The 17,419-nt window shown below is 63.9% G+C and carries 17 protein-coding genes and 1 pseudogene; 3 read left to right on the plus strand and 15 right to left on the minus strand.

Annotated elements, in window-relative coordinates:
* The 7 genes and pseudogenes from NKI72_RS31580 to NKI72_RS31610 form a co-directional block, all read right to left on the minus strand.
* Positions 1-251: pseudogene (locus NKI72_RS31580) on the minus strand (hypothetical protein); the annotation flags it as partial.
* A gap of 2 nt (positions 252-253) precedes the next feature.
* The gene (locus tag NKI72_RS31585) at positions 254-742 is read right to left on the minus strand and encodes a hypothetical protein (RefSeq protein WP_352851805.1); all 489 of its coding nucleotides are present in this window, start codon (positions 740-742) and stop codon (positions 254-256) included.
* A gap of 2 nt (positions 743-744) precedes the next feature.
* Positions 745-1,413 (minus strand): hypothetical protein, encoded by a 669-nt coding sequence (locus NKI72_RS31590; RefSeq protein ID WP_352851807.1) that lies wholly within the window; start codon positions 1,411-1,413, stop codon positions 745-747.
* A gap of 215 nt (positions 1,414-1,628) precedes the next feature.
* Positions 1,629-4,085: a phage tail protein gene (locus tag NKI72_RS31595; RefSeq protein WP_352851809.1), complete on the minus strand. Its 2,457-nt coding sequence runs from the start codon at positions 4,083-4,085 to the stop codon at positions 1,629-1,631.
* Complete coding sequence (locus NKI72_RS31600) at positions 4,082-4,684, minus strand: phage connector family protein (RefSeq protein ID WP_352851810.1); 603 nt, start codon at positions 4,682-4,684, stop codon at positions 4,082-4,084. Before NKI72_RS31600 ends, NKI72_RS31595 begins: the two co-directional genes overlap by 4 nt.
* 288 nt (positions 4,685-4,972) lie before the next feature.
* Positions 4,973-5,218 (minus strand): hypothetical protein, encoded by a 246-nt coding sequence (locus tag NKI72_RS31605; RefSeq protein ID WP_352750282.1) that lies wholly within the window; start codon positions 5,216-5,218, stop codon positions 4,973-4,975.
* Positions 5,219-5,428: 210 nt separating this feature from the next.
* Entirely contained in the window at positions 5,429-5,632 is a 204-nt protein-coding gene (locus NKI72_RS31610) for a hypothetical protein (protein WP_352851812.1), read from the minus strand.
* Positions 5,633-5,808: 176 nt separating this feature from the next.
* On the opposite strand from NKI72_RS31610, the gene NKI72_RS31615 reads away from it, so the two are divergent.
* The 3 genes from NKI72_RS31615 to NKI72_RS31625 all read left to right on the plus strand — a co-directional run bounded on the left by NKI72_RS31615 (position 5,809) and on the right by NKI72_RS31625 (position 7,564).
* On the plus strand, positions 5,809-6,069 hold the full coding sequence (locus tag NKI72_RS31615) for a DNA -binding domain-containing protein (protein ID WP_352546862.1): 261 nt from the start codon (positions 5,809-5,811) through the stop codon (positions 6,067-6,069).
* Between the two features lie 18 nt (positions 6,070-6,087).
* Positions 6,088-6,282: a hypothetical protein gene (locus NKI72_RS31620; RefSeq protein ID WP_352546863.1), complete on the plus strand. Its 195-nt coding sequence runs from the start codon at positions 6,088-6,090 to the stop codon at positions 6,280-6,282.
* 337 nt (positions 6,283-6,619) lie between these two features.
* A complete protein-coding gene (locus tag NKI72_RS31625) occupies positions 6,620-7,564 on the plus strand; it encodes a hypothetical protein (RefSeq protein WP_352546865.1) in 945 nt (314 codons plus the stop codon).
* A 118-nt stretch (positions 7,565-7,682) separates the two neighbouring features.
* On the opposite strand, the gene NKI72_RS31630 is transcribed toward NKI72_RS31625, so the two are convergent.
* From NKI72_RS31630 to NKI72_RS31665, 8 genes are all read right to left on the minus strand, one after another.
* Positions 7,683-10,244, minus strand: coding sequence for a hypothetical protein (locus NKI72_RS31630; protein WP_352851815.1), 2,562 nt, complete (start codon positions 10,242-10,244; stop codon positions 7,683-7,685).
* Positions 10,245-10,331: 87 nt separating this feature from the next.
* Positions 10,332-10,745, minus strand: coding sequence for a hypothetical protein (locus tag NKI72_RS31635; protein WP_352851817.1), 414 nt, complete (start codon positions 10,743-10,745; stop codon positions 10,332-10,334).
* Between the two features lie 12 nt (positions 10,746-10,757).
* Positions 10,758-11,678, minus strand: coding sequence for a hypothetical protein (locus tag NKI72_RS31640; RefSeq protein WP_352851818.1), 921 nt, complete (start codon positions 11,676-11,678; stop codon positions 10,758-10,760).
* A 9-nt stretch (positions 11,679-11,687) separates the two neighbouring features.
* Positions 11,688-14,399, minus strand: coding sequence for a TipJ family phage tail tip protein (gene gpJ, locus NKI72_RS31645; RefSeq protein ID WP_352851820.1), 2,712 nt, complete (start codon positions 14,397-14,399; stop codon positions 11,688-11,690).
* Positions 14,396-14,827 carry a C40 family peptidase gene (locus tag NKI72_RS31650; RefSeq protein ID WP_352546872.1) on the minus strand — a complete coding sequence of 144 codons (432 nt, stop codon included), beginning with the start codon at positions 14,825-14,827 and terminating at the stop codon, positions 14,396-14,398. The genes gpJ and NKI72_RS31650 overlap by 4 nt, the downstream gene beginning before the upstream one ends.
* Complete coding sequence (locus NKI72_RS31655) at positions 14,824-15,342, minus strand: DUF1833 family protein (protein WP_352851823.1); 519 nt, start codon at positions 15,340-15,342, stop codon at positions 14,824-14,826. The genes NKI72_RS31650 and NKI72_RS31655 overlap by 4 nt, the downstream gene beginning before the upstream one ends.
* Positions 15,339-15,770: a hypothetical protein gene (locus NKI72_RS31660; RefSeq protein WP_352516656.1), complete on the minus strand. Its 432-nt coding sequence runs from the start codon at positions 15,768-15,770 to the stop codon at positions 15,339-15,341. Before NKI72_RS31660 ends, NKI72_RS31655 begins: the two co-directional genes overlap by 4 nt.
* Positions 15,767-17,419: phage tail tip lysozyme (locus NKI72_RS31665; protein ID WP_352851825.1), on the minus strand; the 1,653-nt coding region annotated here is incomplete at its 5' end. The genes NKI72_RS31660 and NKI72_RS31665, both read right to left, overlap by 4 nt.

Below are 17,419 nucleotides of genomic sequence, written 5' to 3' on the forward strand. Positions count from 1 at the left end.
CCGCCGGCGCCCGGCGCGGTCTGCACCGCCACGGCCTCGGCGTGGGCGATGCGTGCGTTCAGCTCGCGGCCGATAATGTCGGCGTCGAACGCATCCTGCTGCTGCTTCTGCTGCCGGAAGCGTTCGGCTATCGCCGACAGCTCGTCGCCAAAGCCTTGCATAGCGGCGCCCACTGGCGAGCCGTTGGGATAGGAGGCCACATTGCCGGTATCGAGCCGGCGCTGGGCAAGCTGGAGCGGGATGGTGGCCATCACTAGAGGCCTCCGCCCGGCGCCGGCGGGAAGGCGCTTCTGCCGAACGTCACCGCCTTGGCCGGGTCGTAGATGCCGGAGATGCCGGACACGAGATTGCTGCCGGCCTTGAAGATCGAGGCGCCGACCGCCTGCCTGCCGGAAAAGCGCGCGATCGCCGCCTGCGTGGCGAGACCGTTCTGGCGCAGCTGCGAGCCGTACTGGATCGCCTTGAGGTCGAGCTGGCCCTGCCCGGCATTGGCTGCCAGCACCTCGGTCGGCGAACCAGAAATGGCGACGCCCGAAGCGCCGGCCTGGGCACGCGCCTGCGCCTGCAGCAGATCCTGCTTGTGGCGCTCCTGGCCCTGCTCGAAGGCCGAGCTTTGGGCGTCGGCCCGCGCCTGCTGTTCATAGGCCTTGGCCTGGTACTCGGCCATTTGCTTCGACTGTTGGCCTTCCGCCAGCGCGCCGCCGACCGAAAGCGCCGTGCCGATAAGAGCTAGTGTGCACATGGTCAGCCTCGTTCGCCGGCGGGAATGAATTTGCTTTTGATGCCGCCGACCGGTGCGCCGATCGCAGGGCGCCGGTCGAGCACACCGCCGGGGCTGAGGAAGGACAAAAGCAGCCGGTCGGCCTGGATTGCCGGGCGGCTGAGACGCGATGGCGCGGCGGCCCGCGGGCCGGCCATGGCGGTGCGCCGGATGGTGGTCAGGTTGATCTTCAGGTCGACGGCGCCGTCGGCATCGAAAAGGCCGTTGGCGGCGATGATGGCGCGGCTCAAGGCATCGGCCGCGAACAGCTCCTGGCGCAGCTGCTCGATCAGCCAGTGGACCGTGCGCCAGCGCTCGCCGAGCGCCTCGGCCTTTGTCCTGACCTCGTCGCCGGGCGCAGGCGTGGCGACGGCAGCTTCGGCGGGGGGTTCGTCCAGGGGGGCGCCAACGCGGCGCTCGTCCGCGTCCTCGATGGTTTTCTCGATCAGTGCGATTTCAGCGTTGCAGTCGTCCAATGCGGCACGCGCCGCCGTCAAATTTCCGGCGCCGAAGATCGCGTCAAACTTTTCCGTTTCCAGCTCGCCCTTGCGGGCGATCGCATCGTTGAGGTCGGTGTCGAGCAAGGCGATGACGGCTACAAAATCGGCAGCCGTCCGCGCCTTGCCGAGTTGCTCGGCATGGGTTGGGGTCACGGGTGGGTTCCTTGGTTGGGGAAGCGATGGAAGACGGAGCGGGTGATCTCCCCCCTCGAGGGGGAGATGGCCGGTAGGCCAGAGGGGGTCGTCTCGCGTGGAGCGCCGGCGTTCTTCCCCCGCGATGGAGGCGATAGGAGGCCGCGTCAGGACGAACCGACCCCCTCTGTCGCCTTCGGCGACATCTCCCCCTCGAGGGGGGAGATCAGCAGTTTCTAAGGCTCGGCGTCGAACACCGGTGTCATCGCCCTGATCGTGCAGGGCGTTGGATTGACGTGGCGGATCTTCACCCGCCCCTGCCCTTCCCAGCTATCGTCGATCGGCACCTCGACATTGCCGGTGAACAATTTCGCCATGCCGTCGGGTGCAACCACAGACGGAATGCGAACCTGCTCCCAGCGGCCGCGGATGAACGACTGGACCTGAAGCCCGGTTGTGTCGGTTTCCAGCAGCGAAAGAATGAGCTTGGCCACCTTCTTGCGCCGCCCGACGATCGATCCGTCGCGACCGCCGACGTCGAGCTCCAGCGTGTTGGCTTCGGACTGGTAGCCGAGCCCGACCTGCCATTTGGCTGCCGTAGCCCCACCGGGCAGCGAAACCGCGCCAGCAGCCACAGCAAGGCCCTTGTAGACCTTGCCATCGGCCAAGACGTCGAGTGTTTCGCCGTTGAGATGATCAAGCCCTGAGACCGTGCCCACAGCGGCGCCCGAATAGGTCAGGCCGCAGTCGACTTCGAATGCATCGCCGATCCCGCCATACTCAAACGGCGCGGTCTTGATTTCGATATAGCGCCTGGTCACGCCGCCGATCGTGCGCTTGACGATCAGCCAGAGATCGTCGTTGCCGTCCTGGCCGGGCGTCACCACGGCGCTTTCGACAACGGCCCAGTTCGATCCTGCGAAGCTTCCGGCGATCTGGTGGATGTGCATGCCGCGAACGTCCTGCGACGGCTGGTGCGTGTAGCCGCCGAGTTCGCCATCCCCGAGCGGGAACCAGAGCAGCGGATCGGGGTCGGTCTGGAAGGCGAGTTCGACGACGCCTTTCTTGGGAATGTGCTCCGATATCTGACCGACATCGTCGGAGGTGAAGCGGCCGGTGGCGTTTTGCGTCAGCTCGGCGATCGATTTGCGGGAGCGGGTGACATAGAGGAACGACTGCCCCGCATCGACGGGACGCAGCGGGGCACAACCGAAAGTCCGGGACCGGCGGTTCTTGAACGAGGACGGCGTCAGCGCCTCGTCGATGCCGGAACCCGACAGCGCCCTCACCCCGCCAAGCGTCCCGATGATCAGCGCGCCGTCCGATTCCGCCACCCACGTAATGTCGTTGGCCTGGCCGCCACCTGCCTGCACGAATTCCAGCGCGTCGGTGTCTTTCTCACCGGTGGCGAAGTTGTCGAAATCGCCGGTTTGCGAGGCATAGACCGAGAATTTTCGGCTGAACGCCAGACGCTCCTCGTAAAGCGAACCGCTCTGGACATACTTGCCGGGCACGAACGTGCCGAGACGCCAGCGGATGATCGGGCTGAGATCGGGCAGAGCATGCCCGTACAACTGGACCGTGACTACCGTCGTGCTGGTCAGGGCAACGACCTTGGCCCAGCGCCAGAAGCCATCCGCGCCAAGCAGACGAATGGCGCGGCCGATATCGCTGGTCTGGAAGCCGATGCCGTCATTGATGCCGACGATCGAGGAGGCCGAGAGACCAAATGGCGTTTGCGACGGCGCGTATTCGTGCAGGGCCAGTTCGGCGATAGCGGTTCCGTCGCTGCCGCCACCTGAAAACAGCAGCTGATAATATTCGTAGGCAACCGTGTTGTTGAAGCCGTCGAAGAAGCGGGTTTCCGACTTGGACCAGCCGGTCTCTCCGTCCCGGCTGTCGAGCGTCGTCCAGTCGGTGCCGTTGTGCGAGGCCTGGAATTGCCACTGGGTCGGCGATGCAGTGTCTGAGTGATCATTCGTGGCGGTAATCCAGTAGGCGTCGACCGTCTTGGCCCCGCCGCCGCCGAACTGGTAGCGCAGATACCCGCTCGGAAAGCCCGCTATGTTCTCCCCCTTCTGCTTGTCGCCATCGAACACCTGCCACACGTCGGATGAGCCGTTGCTGTTGCTGACCGTGCCGCTTGGCAGCGTATTCGCGACCATGACCGGCATGGCGTTGCCGGTTGCGGCCGGCGTTAGCGTCGTGGCCGTGGTGTTGATCTTGTCGTATGGGCCGTCGAGAAAGACGAAATCGGCGAGCGTCCAGGTCGTGTGCGCAGTGCGCGTCAGCACTTTGACCGGATGATCCTTGTGGGTGATCCACATCTGGTCTGCCGACTGGACGAATTGCAGGTCGAACAGATCGGCCTCGGGATAAGGCGAAACGACTTCGACCGTGCCGACACGCGCGCCATAGGCATAGACGCGGATGTAGAGATCGCCGAATTCGAGCGCATAGGCCTGGTCGGCCGAGAAGATGAACGGGATCAGCCGTGTCGCCTTTGATGAGTCCCTCACCTCCGCGCAAAAATAGGTGCCGCCACGCTTCCTGATACCGCCATGCGGCAGCGTGACGAAATTCATGCATTTGGACAGCGCCGCCCGGTAAAGATCGAGCGAGGCGCGAGCATGCAAGCGGGGAGAAATCTCGCCGCGGATGAAAGCATCTTGGACCGGATAGAGCGTGGTCATCGGCCGACGCCCCGGCTGTCGCCGCGCTGGAAAGCCCAGGACGTCGTCGAAAATCTGCCGCCGCGCTGGATGGCATTGGCTGAATAGGCGGCGTCCAGCGCCCTGTCATAGGCGCTGCGGGCGACGTCGATCATGCTGGCCTTGTGGGTCAACGGATGGGCGATCTTGATGGCGAGCGCCGCCACCAGCACTTCGCTGAACAGCGCGTCCCAGTCGTTGGGATCGGTCAGATTGGCGACATAGCGGATGACGCGCGGTCCGGCCTGATCCGAATAGATCAGCCCGGCCTCCTGCCGCCATGAGAGCGGCACGCCATCCGGCTCGCCATTATGGGTCAGCGGCAAGGGCCGCAGGCAATCGGCGGGAAGCTCATAGGCGAAGTTCAGCGTGCCAGCGCCGCCGCAGGTGTCGAAGCCGGCGACCGAGGCCGCCAGGATGGCGAAGACAAAGGCGTGCTTGGTCAATTCGGCCTCGCGGGTCAGGTCAAAATGCAGATTGAGCAGGCGCGCCGCCTTGGCGTCCTGGTCGAGGCTTTCGATCGGCGCCTCATCGAGCACGGCGAGCGCCATGTTGGCGATGTCGAGCGGGGTGATGGCCATGGCTCAGGCCTCCGGCTGTGTGATTGGTCGGGGAAAACGGGGCATGGTGCCTCCACGGCAAAAAGCCGCTTCGAAGCGGCTGGGATTTCTTGTGATTTTGGCTTGGGCGGAACGTTGCACGTCTCGTGCACGGGGGCCGTCACGACGCCACCCGCCCGTCATGAAACGGCGTGGCAGACGCTTCGTCAGCCGTCTTTTTCCCATTCGAGCAAGGAAGACGGCAATGCTTCGGCTATTGCAGTTTCACGACACCGCCGCGCAACGCGGCGATGTCTTGCCTGAATTGTGTCAGCCGATGCATGCGCCGGTCGAGATCCCTGTTTCAGCTGACTTGGCAAAGACGCTTGCTTTCACCCTTCCGGCACCTCCCGCCAAAGCCAAGCCCCTGTCCAGGGCGTCCTGAAGACTTGGCGTGTAGTAGGCGGTGTCTTCCAGGCCGCTGAAGAAGTTTATGCGATGAACTTCCCCCTTCTTGCTCATGACAATGCCCGCTTTTCGGAGCACTTCCTGAACTGTTTTGTACTTCATGTTCATGGTGACCTCCCTTACCAAGACAAGGCAGCATCGCCCTTTCTTGTAACTGTTTGGTGCCGTCGATTGGCCAAAGGGCAACATGAATGTTGTAGCGAACGCCAAAATTCACATCACTCCGACGCAGCGCAGCGGGTGAACTTGCGGGTCGCCACGGTGGCCGACCTGGTGTCCCGAAGGGGCGGGACGTCTGACGCCCGCCCCTTCGCCCGATCAGGCCTCGGTCGTCTTCAGCACGATGAACGTCATGTGCTTGACGCTCGACGCCGTGCGGTCCCAGTTTGCCGCCAGTGCCAGCTCGGCATCGGTGGCGAATTCGCCGGCCGAGGACGCATCGAGGAAGCGGGTGCCCGGCACATGCGGCACGAAATGCCGGCGGCCGACCATTTCGGTGACACCTGTAGCGCGCAAAATCACTTGGCACCTCCGCGCAACTTCAGTTGGCACTAAATCGCGCGCTTTCAACCGCCGTTAAAGGTTACAGCGCCGGCCTCTTGACGAGACCGCGAGCAGCGCCAGAATTCCTGGGCAGGAAACCCCAGCGAGCGCGCCGGGGCCGGTGCGCATGGAGCAATCCGAAAGGCATGTTCGTTATGAAGCATGGAATCTTTGAAGAAGTTCCGTGGTCGGACTCCATCACGGTTTACGACAAGGAGCATTTCACCATCTACCTGCAGATCCTGGACGCCTGCGCCGACAATGCCAGCGAAGAGGAGATGGCCAAGCTCATTCTCGGCATCGACTCCGTCCTTGAACCGGTCCGCGCTCGCAAGGCTCTTCGCAGCCATATCGACCGGGCGAACTGGATGGTAACGACTGGCTACAAGGAATTGTTCGCCGGCAAGCCGGACTAGGACACTGGAAGAGGGGACATGATCGGGATCATAATTATTCTTATCGGCGCGGTGCCAGCTGTCCTTGTGCTCGTTCGCGCTGCCATCTCGGCGCGGCGCTTGGGATCTACCCTGGCTATGTGGTTTGTAGCAGCGGGGTTCTTTGCAACATGTCTGTTTGTTGCGTTCCTTGCTCACATCGTATTGTTCCCGGATCTGGGGCAATTGCCTTGACCGCGAAGACCGACCCGACAGAGGGCCTTGTACGCCGATCGATGAGATGAGATCGGCCGTCGGCGGCCCTGGAATTACACAAAATAGTTGAGTTCGCCACATTGACTTTCCCGCCAAGCGAGCGCGGTAACTGTTGCGGCTGGGGAAAGTGGCTTTGCGCATCCGAGTGCCGGGCGGCACGGATAAAGATCAAAACCTATCGAGAGCTACGGAACGAGTGAACGGGACAAAAGTGTTCCCGTCATGAGGATCGGCGCGCTCTATTTGATCTGGTGGTCGACCAAGCAAACGATGCCCCGGCCGGCAAAAGATAGATGTATCGGGCGGGGGATCCCACATGAATATCAACGTCAAGCCACCAGTCGGCGGCCAGGTCGACTGGCTTATCGTCTGGGTCTCGCTCCTAAGCGTCTGTTTCTGGGCATTTGTCGGAGGCGAGCTGTTCTGCCGGTATTATCTCGGCTTGGGAACCCCGCCGCTCTCCGTCGCGCATCCGACTATTGAGTATATGTGGGCTCCGAACCAGGACGTCTATCGCTTTGGCAACCATATCGTGATCAATGAGCTCGGCATGCGTAGTGCGCACTTCCCGATCACAAAACCAGCCGGCGAATTCAGGGCCTTGGTTGTCGGCGACTCGGTAATCGATGGCGGAGCGCTGACCGACCAGGCCGACCTCGCGACCGACATCCTTTCCGTCGACGGTGCGCTCTATCTTAACGCCTCCGCCGGCAGTTGGGGACCGGAGAATGAAGAGGCCTACATAAATCGTTTCGGCACGTTCAATGCCGACATGCTTATTCTTGTCCTTTCGACACACGACGCCGGCGACGTCCCGACCTTCGCCGCACTCAGTCCGAAGACCCATCCAACGGTGACCCCCTGGTTCGCACTCTCGGACGCCGCTTTTCGCTACTTTCCTCGATACTTGCGGTGGAAGGAAAAGGATCCGAAGGAGATAGAGATACCGCCGGCGAGGAGCGCTCTCGCGGCGATCACAAGGATGATGCATCTCAAGTTGCCGGTGTGTGTGATCACTCACGCCACTAGGATGGAGAATAAGTCCGGAGTTCGCGGCCAAGGCTATGAAGCAAATTTGGCCGCCGCGAGTGGGGTGCCCATCGTGGATGATGCCCAGTTCATCAGCGCGGAAACCGGCTATCGAGATATGATTCACCTGAACAAAGTCGGACAGGTCGGGCTGTCCCAAGCCATGGCGAAGTGCCGAGCGGTTGTGTTCCCAAAGATCGAACCGCAATCGACACCATCGAATGGGAATTGAACGTTATCTCGGCCCACTGACTAAATGGACACAATCAGCTCCTTCGCCGCCAGTCCTTTCCCGCCTGAGAGGCTGTAGAGGAGGCTGACGTCCTGCATCTCGAAGCCCGCGAACGACCTTACGCGATCGATAGCGGGGAAGGAGCGCTGAGCCAGTCGGTCGATCCGCCGTTGATCGTGCTTGTCCAGTAGCTCATGGGCTTAGGCGCAACGCCACCATTCGAACTGTCGAAGGCCTCGGTGATCCTACTGCCGACGATGTTGTCACCCTTGGAGAGCATGTTGACGTTGCACAATTCATAGAGCGTGCCGCCGCCGGTGCCATCGCCCTGGAATAGCGACATGGTGTTGCCGACGATGCCGTCAATGACGCAACGCTCGATGTAGAACTGGCCTGCGCTCGCCGCCAGCGTCTCCAGGAAGGCAGGGTTGAAGGCTGCGTTGGAGCCTGTCGCCTGGAACAGGATCTGACAGCCAAAGAAAGAAACCGTCTCGCCGACCTGCGTCCCCGACCATCCACGACGACATTCGCCCGTCCATATCTTGCTGTCCGAAATGCGGAAGTGCCACACCTCGGCCGACGAGTTCATGAGGACGAGCAGATCGCCTTGTGCGCCGTAGCCGTCTCGGGTCATCCGGCAGTCGTAATAGTCGACCTCTTGCTGGAACCAGGCGCCCCTGCCGCGGGCCTTGCAGCCGATGGCCTTGACCGGCCAGGTCTTCTCGTCGAAGCGCTCGAAAGTGCCACCCGACAGGGCCGAGGCGATGAACTTGTACTGGCTGGTGATCACCACCGCGTGCTTCGCGGCGAGTTCGGCCAGGAAGTCTATTTGCAGGCAGCGGCTCCAAATGATGCCGCCCATGATGTGCGCGCCGGCGGTATGGCTGTAGCCGAGGCCTGGCCCCAAGGTGAGCGCGAGCGGCGCCCCAGAGGTCTTGAGCAATGGGACGCCCAGAAACACCAGATTGTCGCCCTTGTGACCAGCGTCAGGGATGTCGCGCGTCAGGTCGCAATAGAAGACGTAGGGGTTCATGACGCCCGTCGCGCTGTCCGGCGCGTGCTGGGTCGTCAGGCAGTCGCGCATGACGTTGCCCTCTTCGGAGGTGCCGATGAAGCCGATTGCATGATAGCCGCACATGATGGAGCGGACGTTCTCCACCACGCAGCCCTTCGCATTGTTGTGCTTGACCGAATAGCCGGTGCCAGCCGTGGCGGATGGCGTGAAGAACACCGTCAGGTCGCCATGGATGTGCAGGTGCTCATGCACGGTCCCAGTCTTGGTGAAGGCGACGCCATCGGTCGTGTTGGCGTAGCAGGCCAGCGTCTGGACGGTTGCGAGCACAGGGGCGCCTGGCGGATTGATGTAGAGAAACCCGCCGGTGACCGACCACTTGCCCTCGGCCGGCGTCGCCGTCCCGACCGCTTCCTTTTCCAGCAGGCCGTACCATGCGACGCAATCGGCGGCGGCGATGCCCCACTCCGCCAAATCGGCAACGTTGGCTGCGGTGGTCAGGTTGATGCCGGTAACAGTCCCGGCACTGTCGTCCGCCTTGAGATCGTAAGCGGCCGCCGCGACGGTGCCGACCGGCACACAACGGAAGATGCCCGCGCCCATATCGGTCCATACCGCCGTCAATTTCCCGGAAATCCACGTCTCGCCGGCCGCGCCCTTGTTCGTGACCCACTCGATGTTGTTCGGGATGGCGCCGGTGATATTGGCCGTGGGGAACGGCGTTGCCTGGGTCGAATTAGAATAGACGGAACCGCCTGCCACCACTGCGGCGAATGCAGCGGCCAGCGTCGTGTAGGCGTTGGCCCAGCTCGACCCGTTGCCCAACCCGACGGCCGAGGGGTCGGCATAGACGATAGGACCGGCAGCGGCCGCGTCGATGCGGCTGAGCCTGACATTGACGCTTGCAAGCAGTGCATCGAGCGTTGCTTCCTTGGTCGCCACGCTGCCGGCCGCGCTCGAAACAGCTTGGTCGCGCCGCAATGCAATTTTCTCGCGCGTGGTGAGGCGTGTGTTCAAGACAGTCGTGCCGTCGCGCGCGGTCGCTATCTCAGCATTAACCGACGGATCTGCCTTGAGAAACTCCGTAAAGGTGATGTTGTCGGTTCCTACCAGGGGAGCCGTAGTGTTTGTGTTGGCCAGGATATAGCCGCCATATATTGTTCCCTGGCGAACCAAAAATCTGGAACTGAGAAGCTCTGCCCCCGTGTCAAGATCGGCTCGGCGCGTCCACGCCCCAGGCCCAGTTGTGTAGACGCCGTTTTGCCTTGGATCGGCGTTATTCCACACCGCGACGTCACTGACTGCTGTCAGCGTGCCGTCGATCACCTGCTCGCCGGTGAGCACGACATTGCCGGTCGTCGCGACAAGCACCGATGCAGAGACAGGCTTGAGGCCGACCGCAAGGGCACCTTCTGCGGCTGTGAGGCGGGTATCCAGAGCGGTGTCGGCCGCCTGGCGACCAGCAGCTTCGGCAGTATCGGCCGCTTGGCGAGCGACAGATTCAGCCGTATCGGCCGTCGCGCGGGCATTTGCTTCAGCTGCAAATGCCCCCACCGCTGGCTCACTCGCCAAAATTTGCGAAGCGAGATCCGCAATGACAGTTCGCCGGGTGAGCGGAATGCCGTCAACGGTCTTGCTGCCGAGGACGTCATCAAGGGCGCTGCTCAAAGGTATATCCGTGGTCTTCACACCAATTTCGGCCATGTTTTGGTCTTTCGGGTCAGGAGGTTTGGATAGCCGCCCAGCGCCTCGCCATTATTCGGCGAGGCCCATGTTTCTGAGGGCAATGGAACGTGCTGCGGCAGTGATTTCGTGTTCGCTCTGTTGAAGGTGGCGGGCGACCTCGGCTTCGATCTCCGAAACCAGGCGCTTCTTGCCCTTGGGTATCGCCGAGACTATCTCGGCCGTCTTGTCCCTCATGACTTTGGCGCGGAGTTCCTCGGCCACAGCCGCGACGCGGGGCACGATGTCGGCCTGCGTCCGCTCCCCAACCTTTGTCGAGCGGCCGATGTAGCTGTAGCTAGATGCGCCCCGGGCCTTCATTTCGGCAATCACGTGGTCGACGGTAAAGCCGTCGTCCCCAGGACCAGCCCAGATGCCGTCGTCGAACTGTTCGGCATCGGCAACGTCCTTGCCTTCGATTTTGCGGAAAATCTGCCATTGGGACATAGCGGCGGGTCCTTACGCGAAGGTGGTGAAAAAGGAGGTGATATCGCCGGCCGCGAGCGCGCCGGTGTCGCCATCGGTAGGTCCAGTCGTGAACGCATAGCCGTAGCCAGCCGAGAGGTAGTGCCCCTTCAAGTCGAAGAAGAAGTCAGCGTTTGGCGGAATAGCCTTGACCAAAACCGGAACGTCCGTGCCGACCGTTGCGACGGTCGCCTTGTTCCAGACTTTGAAATAGCAGACCGAGCCGCGCGCCGAGGTTCCCTCAACGAGATGCACATCGGTCGCCGAACCCTTGGCGGAGGTGACGTTCGTCGAGGCGGCCGCCGAAGCGATGCGGGAGGCAGCATTCGCCTTGCGGTGGCGGTCCCACGAGCTGCCGTTGAACCGCATCGGCAGAACCACCGGATAAACGTTCGAGGCCGCGCCGGTGGCCGACTGCTGAAAGGCGCCGGCCACTGAATTGGAGAGGCCGTCGACACCTGAGGCAGCAGTTAGTGTTCCCAAGGCCCGTAGATTGGAATGCGAATCGACCTGCAGGTCACCGCGCTGGCCGGTCGTCAGAGTGGGCAGGGTCGAGTTGTATACGCCAGCGGCCTTGACCGGAGCACCGGTGTCCGGCGCGCCCGAGGCGACGTTGCCTATTGCGATGACACTTAAGGCGGATTGGTCACTAGCAAGCACCACGCGCAATGACTGCGCCATCGTTCCCTGACCAAGCGCAGCCGGCAGCTTGCCGAGCAGGCGCTTGACCAGTGCAATCAGGCTCCAGGTCCCGGTGTCGTCCGTGGCGGGGGTATCGGCTTTGCCGCCCAACGCCTCGTCCATCCCATCGCGCACGCCGTGCATGGGATGATGCTTGCCGGCGACGAGCTCGCTGTCGATCGCTATTGGACCGGCGGTGACGGCGTCGGTCGTGTTGATCTGACTGGCGGCCATGGTGTCCCTCTAGAGCACGAGCAAAAGGAAAGAGTTTGCCGCCAGCGGCGGCACGAAGTCGTCGGCGCCGATGGTGACGGAGATGATGTCGGTCAGGTCGCTCTCGACGCCGGCGACACTGACCGCCCAGGCCTGCAGCTCCACGTCGTCGCCGAACAGGTATCCAGTCACGTCGAAGGCGCCCTCGGCAGGCGAGCAGGACAGTGGCAGCTGCCACAGCAACGCCCCCGCAAGCCTGGTCTGCAGCTTGAAGGCGGCGACGGCGATTGCGTTCGCCGTGCCACCGCGAAGCATCACCCTCAGTCCGTTGGCGTCGCCGGTCTCGACGGTACCGGTCTCGATGCCGGTGAACACCGGTACCGGTGGCGGGATCAGGGAGAGGTCGATCTCGGCGCCGACCCGGCCGCTCCACGCCGGCGGCACCTCGGCGTCGGTCAACTCATCAATGATCGGCGCCGCCGGCAGCATCGCCAGCACCGTCGAATTGTTCTTGCCGCGCGTGATACCTGCAACGATCAGCGGGATGCTGTCGAGTGCTGCCGGGCCGAAATGGATGATGTCGCCGGCCTTGGGCTTCTCGCCGCTGCCGGTGAGCCGCACGGCCGCGCTCTCGCCCGGAACGGTTGCGATGGTCCGCACCACGCTGGTGCCGATCGTGTCGTCGGCATCGAACTGGCGGAAGCGGATGGCATAGCTCTCGCCGGCCGTCATGGTGAAGACGCCGTCGGTCTCGACGTGATCGCCGCGCACTGCCTTGACGCGCGCCGAATGCATGGCGCGCTTCAGCACGTCGCGCGAGGCCACGACCAGGTCGCCGGTGGTCGCGGTGCGCGCGGTGCCCTGCTGCACCGCCGAGTAGCTGACGGCGCGGTTCATGATCTCGAATTGCCGGCGGCGCGCCTCCCGCCAGATCTCGTCCGGATTGGTTTTGCCGGGCAGCTTCAGCTCCTCGGTGATGTCGATCGGGCCGACATGGCCGGGCCACGGCACTAGGCGCTCGGCCTGTTGATAATCGTTGGTCTCGTCGATGAACGGCACGCGCAGCGCATGTGGCGGCTCGAAATAGGATGGCGACCAGCGGAAGTCGGAGGAATTCCTCGGATTGACGTGGTCGACCACCAGCTCGCGCGGCCGATCAATGACGACGGTCCATTTGCGGCCGTCCCATTTGACGGCGGCCCGCCCCGCGGCCCCGATCGCCGCCAGCGTCTCGCCCAGCGTGCTCTCGAAATCGTGGATGCGGTTGTATTTTAAGCCTTTGGCCACACAGAAGACGTGCCAGTCCTGGAAGGCAGGAAAATCGATCTCCTCCTCCGGAGTAGGCCGGTACAGCCCTGGGCCGCGCAAGGCGAACAGCGCCAGCGACGCTGGCCATTGCGTGGCCCTGTCGATCCAGGTCCCGCTGTCGGCATCCCAGTCCGGCGCGATCCGCTTGTCTAGCGTGTTGAAGGTGTCGAGCGTGCCGTTGAGCTGCGCCGTCGCTTTGATCCGGAGTGCACTTAGGGCCACGGGCTTTCTGAAATTGAATGGGTATTCCGGCCGGAAGCTCTGAAGAACCACCCAGGTGCAGTTCAATACAAATTGCGATCCATTGCCGGGCTCGACCTCCGAGTCCGTCAGCCGCTCGTATTCGATCTCATAGGCACCGCGTATGGGGTAGTCGATGCGGTCGGCGCGATAGAAGCCCACCTTCTTTGTGTTGCGGATGGAGAGATCGGGCAGGTCAGTCCAGGCTTCGGTGCCGGCCGGCCGGTAGCGCCGCTTGAACACGACCTCCACGGAAAACTCCTCGCCCTCGTCATCGATCTTGATCAGGCCGGCGGGAAACGACAGGATCGAGATTGACCAGGCGGTATCGCGCGCGGTGAAGCGGCTGACCGGCTTGGCTTCGGACGGCTCACCCTTGATGATCTTGCCGTAGTCGTTGTGCTTCAACGGCCGTTCCAGATCGGTGCCGATGCGCTCCTCGAGCACCTGGTTGGTGTAGAGCGACAGCAGTTCATCGTCGGCATAGCCGAGCCGCGTCTCGATCTCGACCTCGTCGAATTTCGTCAGCAGCGTGTCGCCGAGCTTCTCCTCCGAGATCTCCAGCGGCCCGTAACCGTGCAGGAAGACGGCGCGATCGTAGAGCCAATCGCCGACCACCTCGATATAGGACATCGCGCCAAACGGCGGCGCAAACCGGTGGGTACCCATGACCATGGGCACGGGCGCGTCGGGGGTGAACTGGTTCTGCCATCCGGCGATCGCATAGGTCGGTTTTTCCTCCCCCGGGGGTTTGGGCAGCGGCAGCAGCGCATTGATCAGCAAGCCGCCGAGCGCCGTCAGGCCAACCGTGAGGGCGGTCTTCGCCACGTTGGCAAGCAATTCCGAGCCAAACAGCGTGGCGCCGGCGGGGAAGAAAAACCCGGCGACGGCGATCGCCGCCACCGAGACGAGGATCTGCAGCACTGATCGAAACGAGTCACCGCCGGGAACGACGCGGATTACCACATGGACGCCGGCATTGGGCCGCGCCCGGTGCCACAGGGCGCGCGGTACCACCTGCATGCCGTCGCCCTTGACCAGTGCGACCCGAGTGCGTTCCAGCACCGGGTTTGTGGCGCCAGGCAGCGCGATCGCCACCATCTCGGCGATCGTCATGCCTTCGGGAAGCGTCAGCTCGATGCGGGCGCGGTCGGGCTGGAAGGCGATGGGTGCCGCGGTGATGTGGACGCTCATGCGCCCCTCCAGCGGTATATGCCGGTCAGCTTCTCCGCCCAGGGCGAGCCGTCGTCGAAGCGCTCGATTTTCGAACAGTCCTGCTCGACCATGTGCATCATCAGGCCGGGCCTGAGATAGAGCCCGCAATGGGCGTCGAGCCGACCGCGCCGGAACCAGAGGATGTCGAGCGGCTGCGGCGTCTCAATCTTCAACCAGAGCGGCGATTGCGCTTCGCGAGCGACTATGGCGGCCACTTCGCGCTGCTCGGCCGAGCTGGGATAAAGGCCGGCATAGGACGGCAGCTCGTTGCCGGCATGCTCGGCATGGACGAGGCGGACAAAGCCCCAACAGTCGCAACCGGTCCAGTCGCGGCCCTTGTCAGCGAAGGGCAGGCCGATAAAGCCTTGCGTCCAGCGGAGATCGCCCTGGGCTACCATCAAGGTCATTTGTGCAGCCCCGGAAAGCGTTCCTTGGTCATGCGGTCGGCCGGATAGGGCTCCCCGGTGATCGGCTCCATCGAGAACTTGATCGATACCTGGCCGCTGTCGCCGTCCGCGCCGGTCATCAGCAGGCCGATCCATTCGGCCTCGACATTGTCCGGGCTCGACGCCAGCACGATCGCCATGTGGCAGGTCGCCTGCACGGTGGTCGCGGTGAGGATGTCGGCGATGTCGCTGTCGAGGATCTCCAGCACCAGCGAGGCCTGCGCCGGCGCGTCGTCTTCCTCGTCGGGGACGAGCGCGTCGAGCATGATAAAGAGAAACGGCGAGCCGTCATCGGTACGCCAGGTCGAGCGGGTGCCGTACATCAGCGGCTCGACCGAGATCCTGTCGGCATTGTCGGACGAAAGCCGCACCGGGGCATCGAGCAGCGGATGTTCGATAATGACCAGCACCACCTCCAGCTCGTCGGTCGCGACCTGGTCGAGAGCCAGACGGGCATTGAGCGAGACGCGCCTCATGGCATCACCGCGATCTCGAAGGAAACGCGCCACTGGACGCTGCTCGGCGAGCTCGGCGCGCGTGCCGGCATCTGCTGGCCGATCAGGCAAAGCCACGTCTCGGCGATCAGGATTGGGGTGCCGTCCTCGGTGGTGAGCGGCGTGCCGTCATCGGTCAGCAGCGGCAGGCCGTCCGTGTCCCATGCCGGCATCAGGAAAGGCTGCGTGCCCTGCTTGATCTCCTCGTTGTACCAGCGGTCGAAGCGGGCAAGTTGCGCCCTGGTCAGCACCGTCGAAAACGCCACGGTGTCGGCGACCGCCGAGAAGCGGCGCCGCACGTTCGGCGGGCCTGCGTCTTCGGCTCTGCGGGTGCGGCCGTCGCCGCGCGTCACCTGGTAGGGCGCGCGTTCCGGCCTCGGCAGCTCGGGCGGGTACCAGACCAGGCTCATCGGCGTTTCACCGGCTGTCTGGCGCCGCGCGCGTTCAAGGTGCGATTGGCCGCACTGCCCGGCCTGTTCATCTCGGCCGCCATCTGCTCGCCGACGATCACCTCGGTGCGGCGCCCGCCCTTGCCATCGTCCGTCTCTTCGGTGCGCACACTGCTGTTGCCGTAGTTGTGCACTACCGTGTCGTGCCTGAACTCGATAACCGCCCCGCCACCGCCCCCGGCGCGTGATCCTGACCGAGGCACCGGGTAGCCACCTTCCATTTGGGCGGCGGCATCTTCGAGGCGGCCGTGGCGCCCGGACCTGGCCGAGCGCCGCAGATTGTCCAAGAACGGAACGCCGAGCGCGCGCACCACGGGCGCGTCCATGACGTACTCTTGTTCGTGGACGAGGCCGGCGACCTTGTTCGGGTCGCTACCGCCGGTCGGGCCGCCAACATCGTAGAGGCCGGCGGTGCCCGACTGGATCGCCGACCAGGCTGCCGGCGACCTGAAGAAGCCACTGATCATAGACCAGATGCCGGAAAACCCGGACAGACCGCCGCCCGCCGGCGCAGCCGGGAACTGGCTGAGCGCATTGCCGAGCTGGCCGAGCCCGCCGCCGAAGGTGCCGAGGTCTTTCGTGGCGACGTTTGCCGTGCCCTGGAACCTGGCCAGCGCATCCTGCGAGGCGGTCAGCCGCTTCTGCCAGAGCGCGATATTTTCCGGATTGGCCTGCGACCAGCCCTCCGCCCGCTCGAAGCCGGCGAAGGCGCCGGTCGCAGAGCGAACATCGGTCGAGCCCAGCAGCCGCTTCAGCACGCCGCTCTCCGACCCCTGCAGCTCTTTCCAGATATAGTCGAGCTGTCCACCGACGCCCGGCACCTTGCCGCCATTGGCCGACAGCAGCCCGGACAGCCTTCCGCCCAGCCATTGCGGCAGGCCGCTGGCGCCGCCGTTCGGGTTGACGGCATTGGGGTTCAGGCCGCTCTCGGCGCTCAGATTGCCGATGATGCCGGCGATCTGATGCGACTGCAGGCCCTTGGCCGCGAAGTAGTTCCAGATCTGGGCGCCGACGCCGCCGGAGCCAGGTGCTGCCATCGTCGTCTCGCTGCCGCGCATCCCCGACCACGGATCGGCTGAATTGCCGTTGGCGGGCGAGAACAGCCGCTTGACGCCGTCGACCAGGCCGCCGGCGCCGCTGCCCAGCGCGCCATTGATGTTGACGACGCCGGCCTGCACATCCATAGCCCCGACCGACTGACCGCCGGCGGGCTGCGGACCGCCGAGCAGCGTGCTCAAAAAGCCCGGCAGCCCGCCGATGCTGTCCAGCGTCGGCAGGCCCTTGTCGTAGACCGCGTTGGCCAGCGGGTTCTTGATGCCGAGCTGGGTCAGCTGCTTCAGCACGTCGTCGGCTGCACTCTTGAGAACGCTGTCGATGTCGGCGAAACCGCCCACCGCGCTGTCGACGATGCCGCCGATCGCGTCGACGCCGGTCTCGCGCACGTCCTCCCAGATCTGCTTTTGCTGCTTCAGCAGCTCGTTCATGCGGATGACTGCCGCCGCTTCGGAATTGAGGTCGACTGCCAGCCCGGCGCCCTTCAGCCGGTCGGCAACCGCCGCCTCGATCGGCGAGCGGCCGAGCTGGTCGCGCTCGAACTGCAGGTCGCGCGC

This window comes from Mesorhizobium sp. M0437 (assembly GCF_040321335.1).
Lineage (GTDB): Bacteria > Pseudomonadota > Alphaproteobacteria > Rhizobiales > Rhizobiaceae > Mesorhizobium.

Bases quoted from the DNA above. Each gene is read 5' to 3' on its own strand.
- NKI72_RS31585 (WP_352851805.1), bottom strand. From the start codon at position 742: ATGTGCACACTAGCTCTTATCGGCACGGCGCTTTCGGTCGGCGGCGCG.
- NKI72_RS31595 (WP_352851809.1), bottom strand. From the start codon at position 4,085: ATGACCACGCTCTATCCGGTCCAAGATGCTTTCATCCGCGGCGAGATT.
- NKI72_RS31600 (WP_352851810.1), bottom strand. From the start codon at position 4,684: ATGGCCATCACCCCGCTCGACATCGCCAACATGGCGCTCGCCGTGCTC.
- NKI72_RS31605 (WP_352750282.1), bottom strand. From the start codon at position 5,218: ATGAACATGAAGTACAAAACAGTTCAGGAAGTGCTCCGAAAAGCGGGC.
- NKI72_RS31615 (WP_352546862.1), top strand. From the start codon at position 5,809: ATGAAGCATGGAATCTTTGAAGAAGTTCCGTGGTCGGACTCCATCACG.
- NKI72_RS31620 (WP_352546863.1), top strand. From the start codon at position 6,088: ATGATCGGGATCATAATTATTCTTATCGGCGCGGTGCCAGCTGTCCTT.
- NKI72_RS31625 (WP_352546865.1), top strand. From the start codon at position 6,620: ATGAATATCAACGTCAAGCCACCAGTCGGCGGCCAGGTCGACTGGCTT.
- NKI72_RS31635 (WP_352851817.1), bottom strand. From the start codon at position 10,745: ATGTCCCAATGGCAGATTTTCCGCAAAATCGAAGGCAAGGACGTTGCC.
- NKI72_RS31640 (WP_352851818.1), bottom strand. From the start codon at position 11,678: ATGGCCGCCAGTCAGATCAACACGACCGACGCCGTCACCGCCGGTCCA.
- gpJ (WP_352851820.1), bottom strand. From the start codon at position 14,399: ATGAGCGTCCACATCACCGCGGCACCCATCGCCTTCCAGCCCGACCGC.
- NKI72_RS31650 (WP_352546872.1), bottom strand. From the start codon at position 14,827: ATGACCTTGATGGTAGCCCAGGGCGATCTCCGCTGGACGCAAGGCTTT.
- NKI72_RS31655 (WP_352851823.1), bottom strand. From the start codon at position 15,342: ATGAGGCGCGTCTCGCTCAATGCCCGTCTGGCTCTCGACCAGGTCGCG.
- NKI72_RS31660 (WP_352516656.1), bottom strand. From the start codon at position 15,770: ATGAGCCTGGTCTGGTACCCGCCCGAGCTGCCGAGGCCGGAACGCGCG.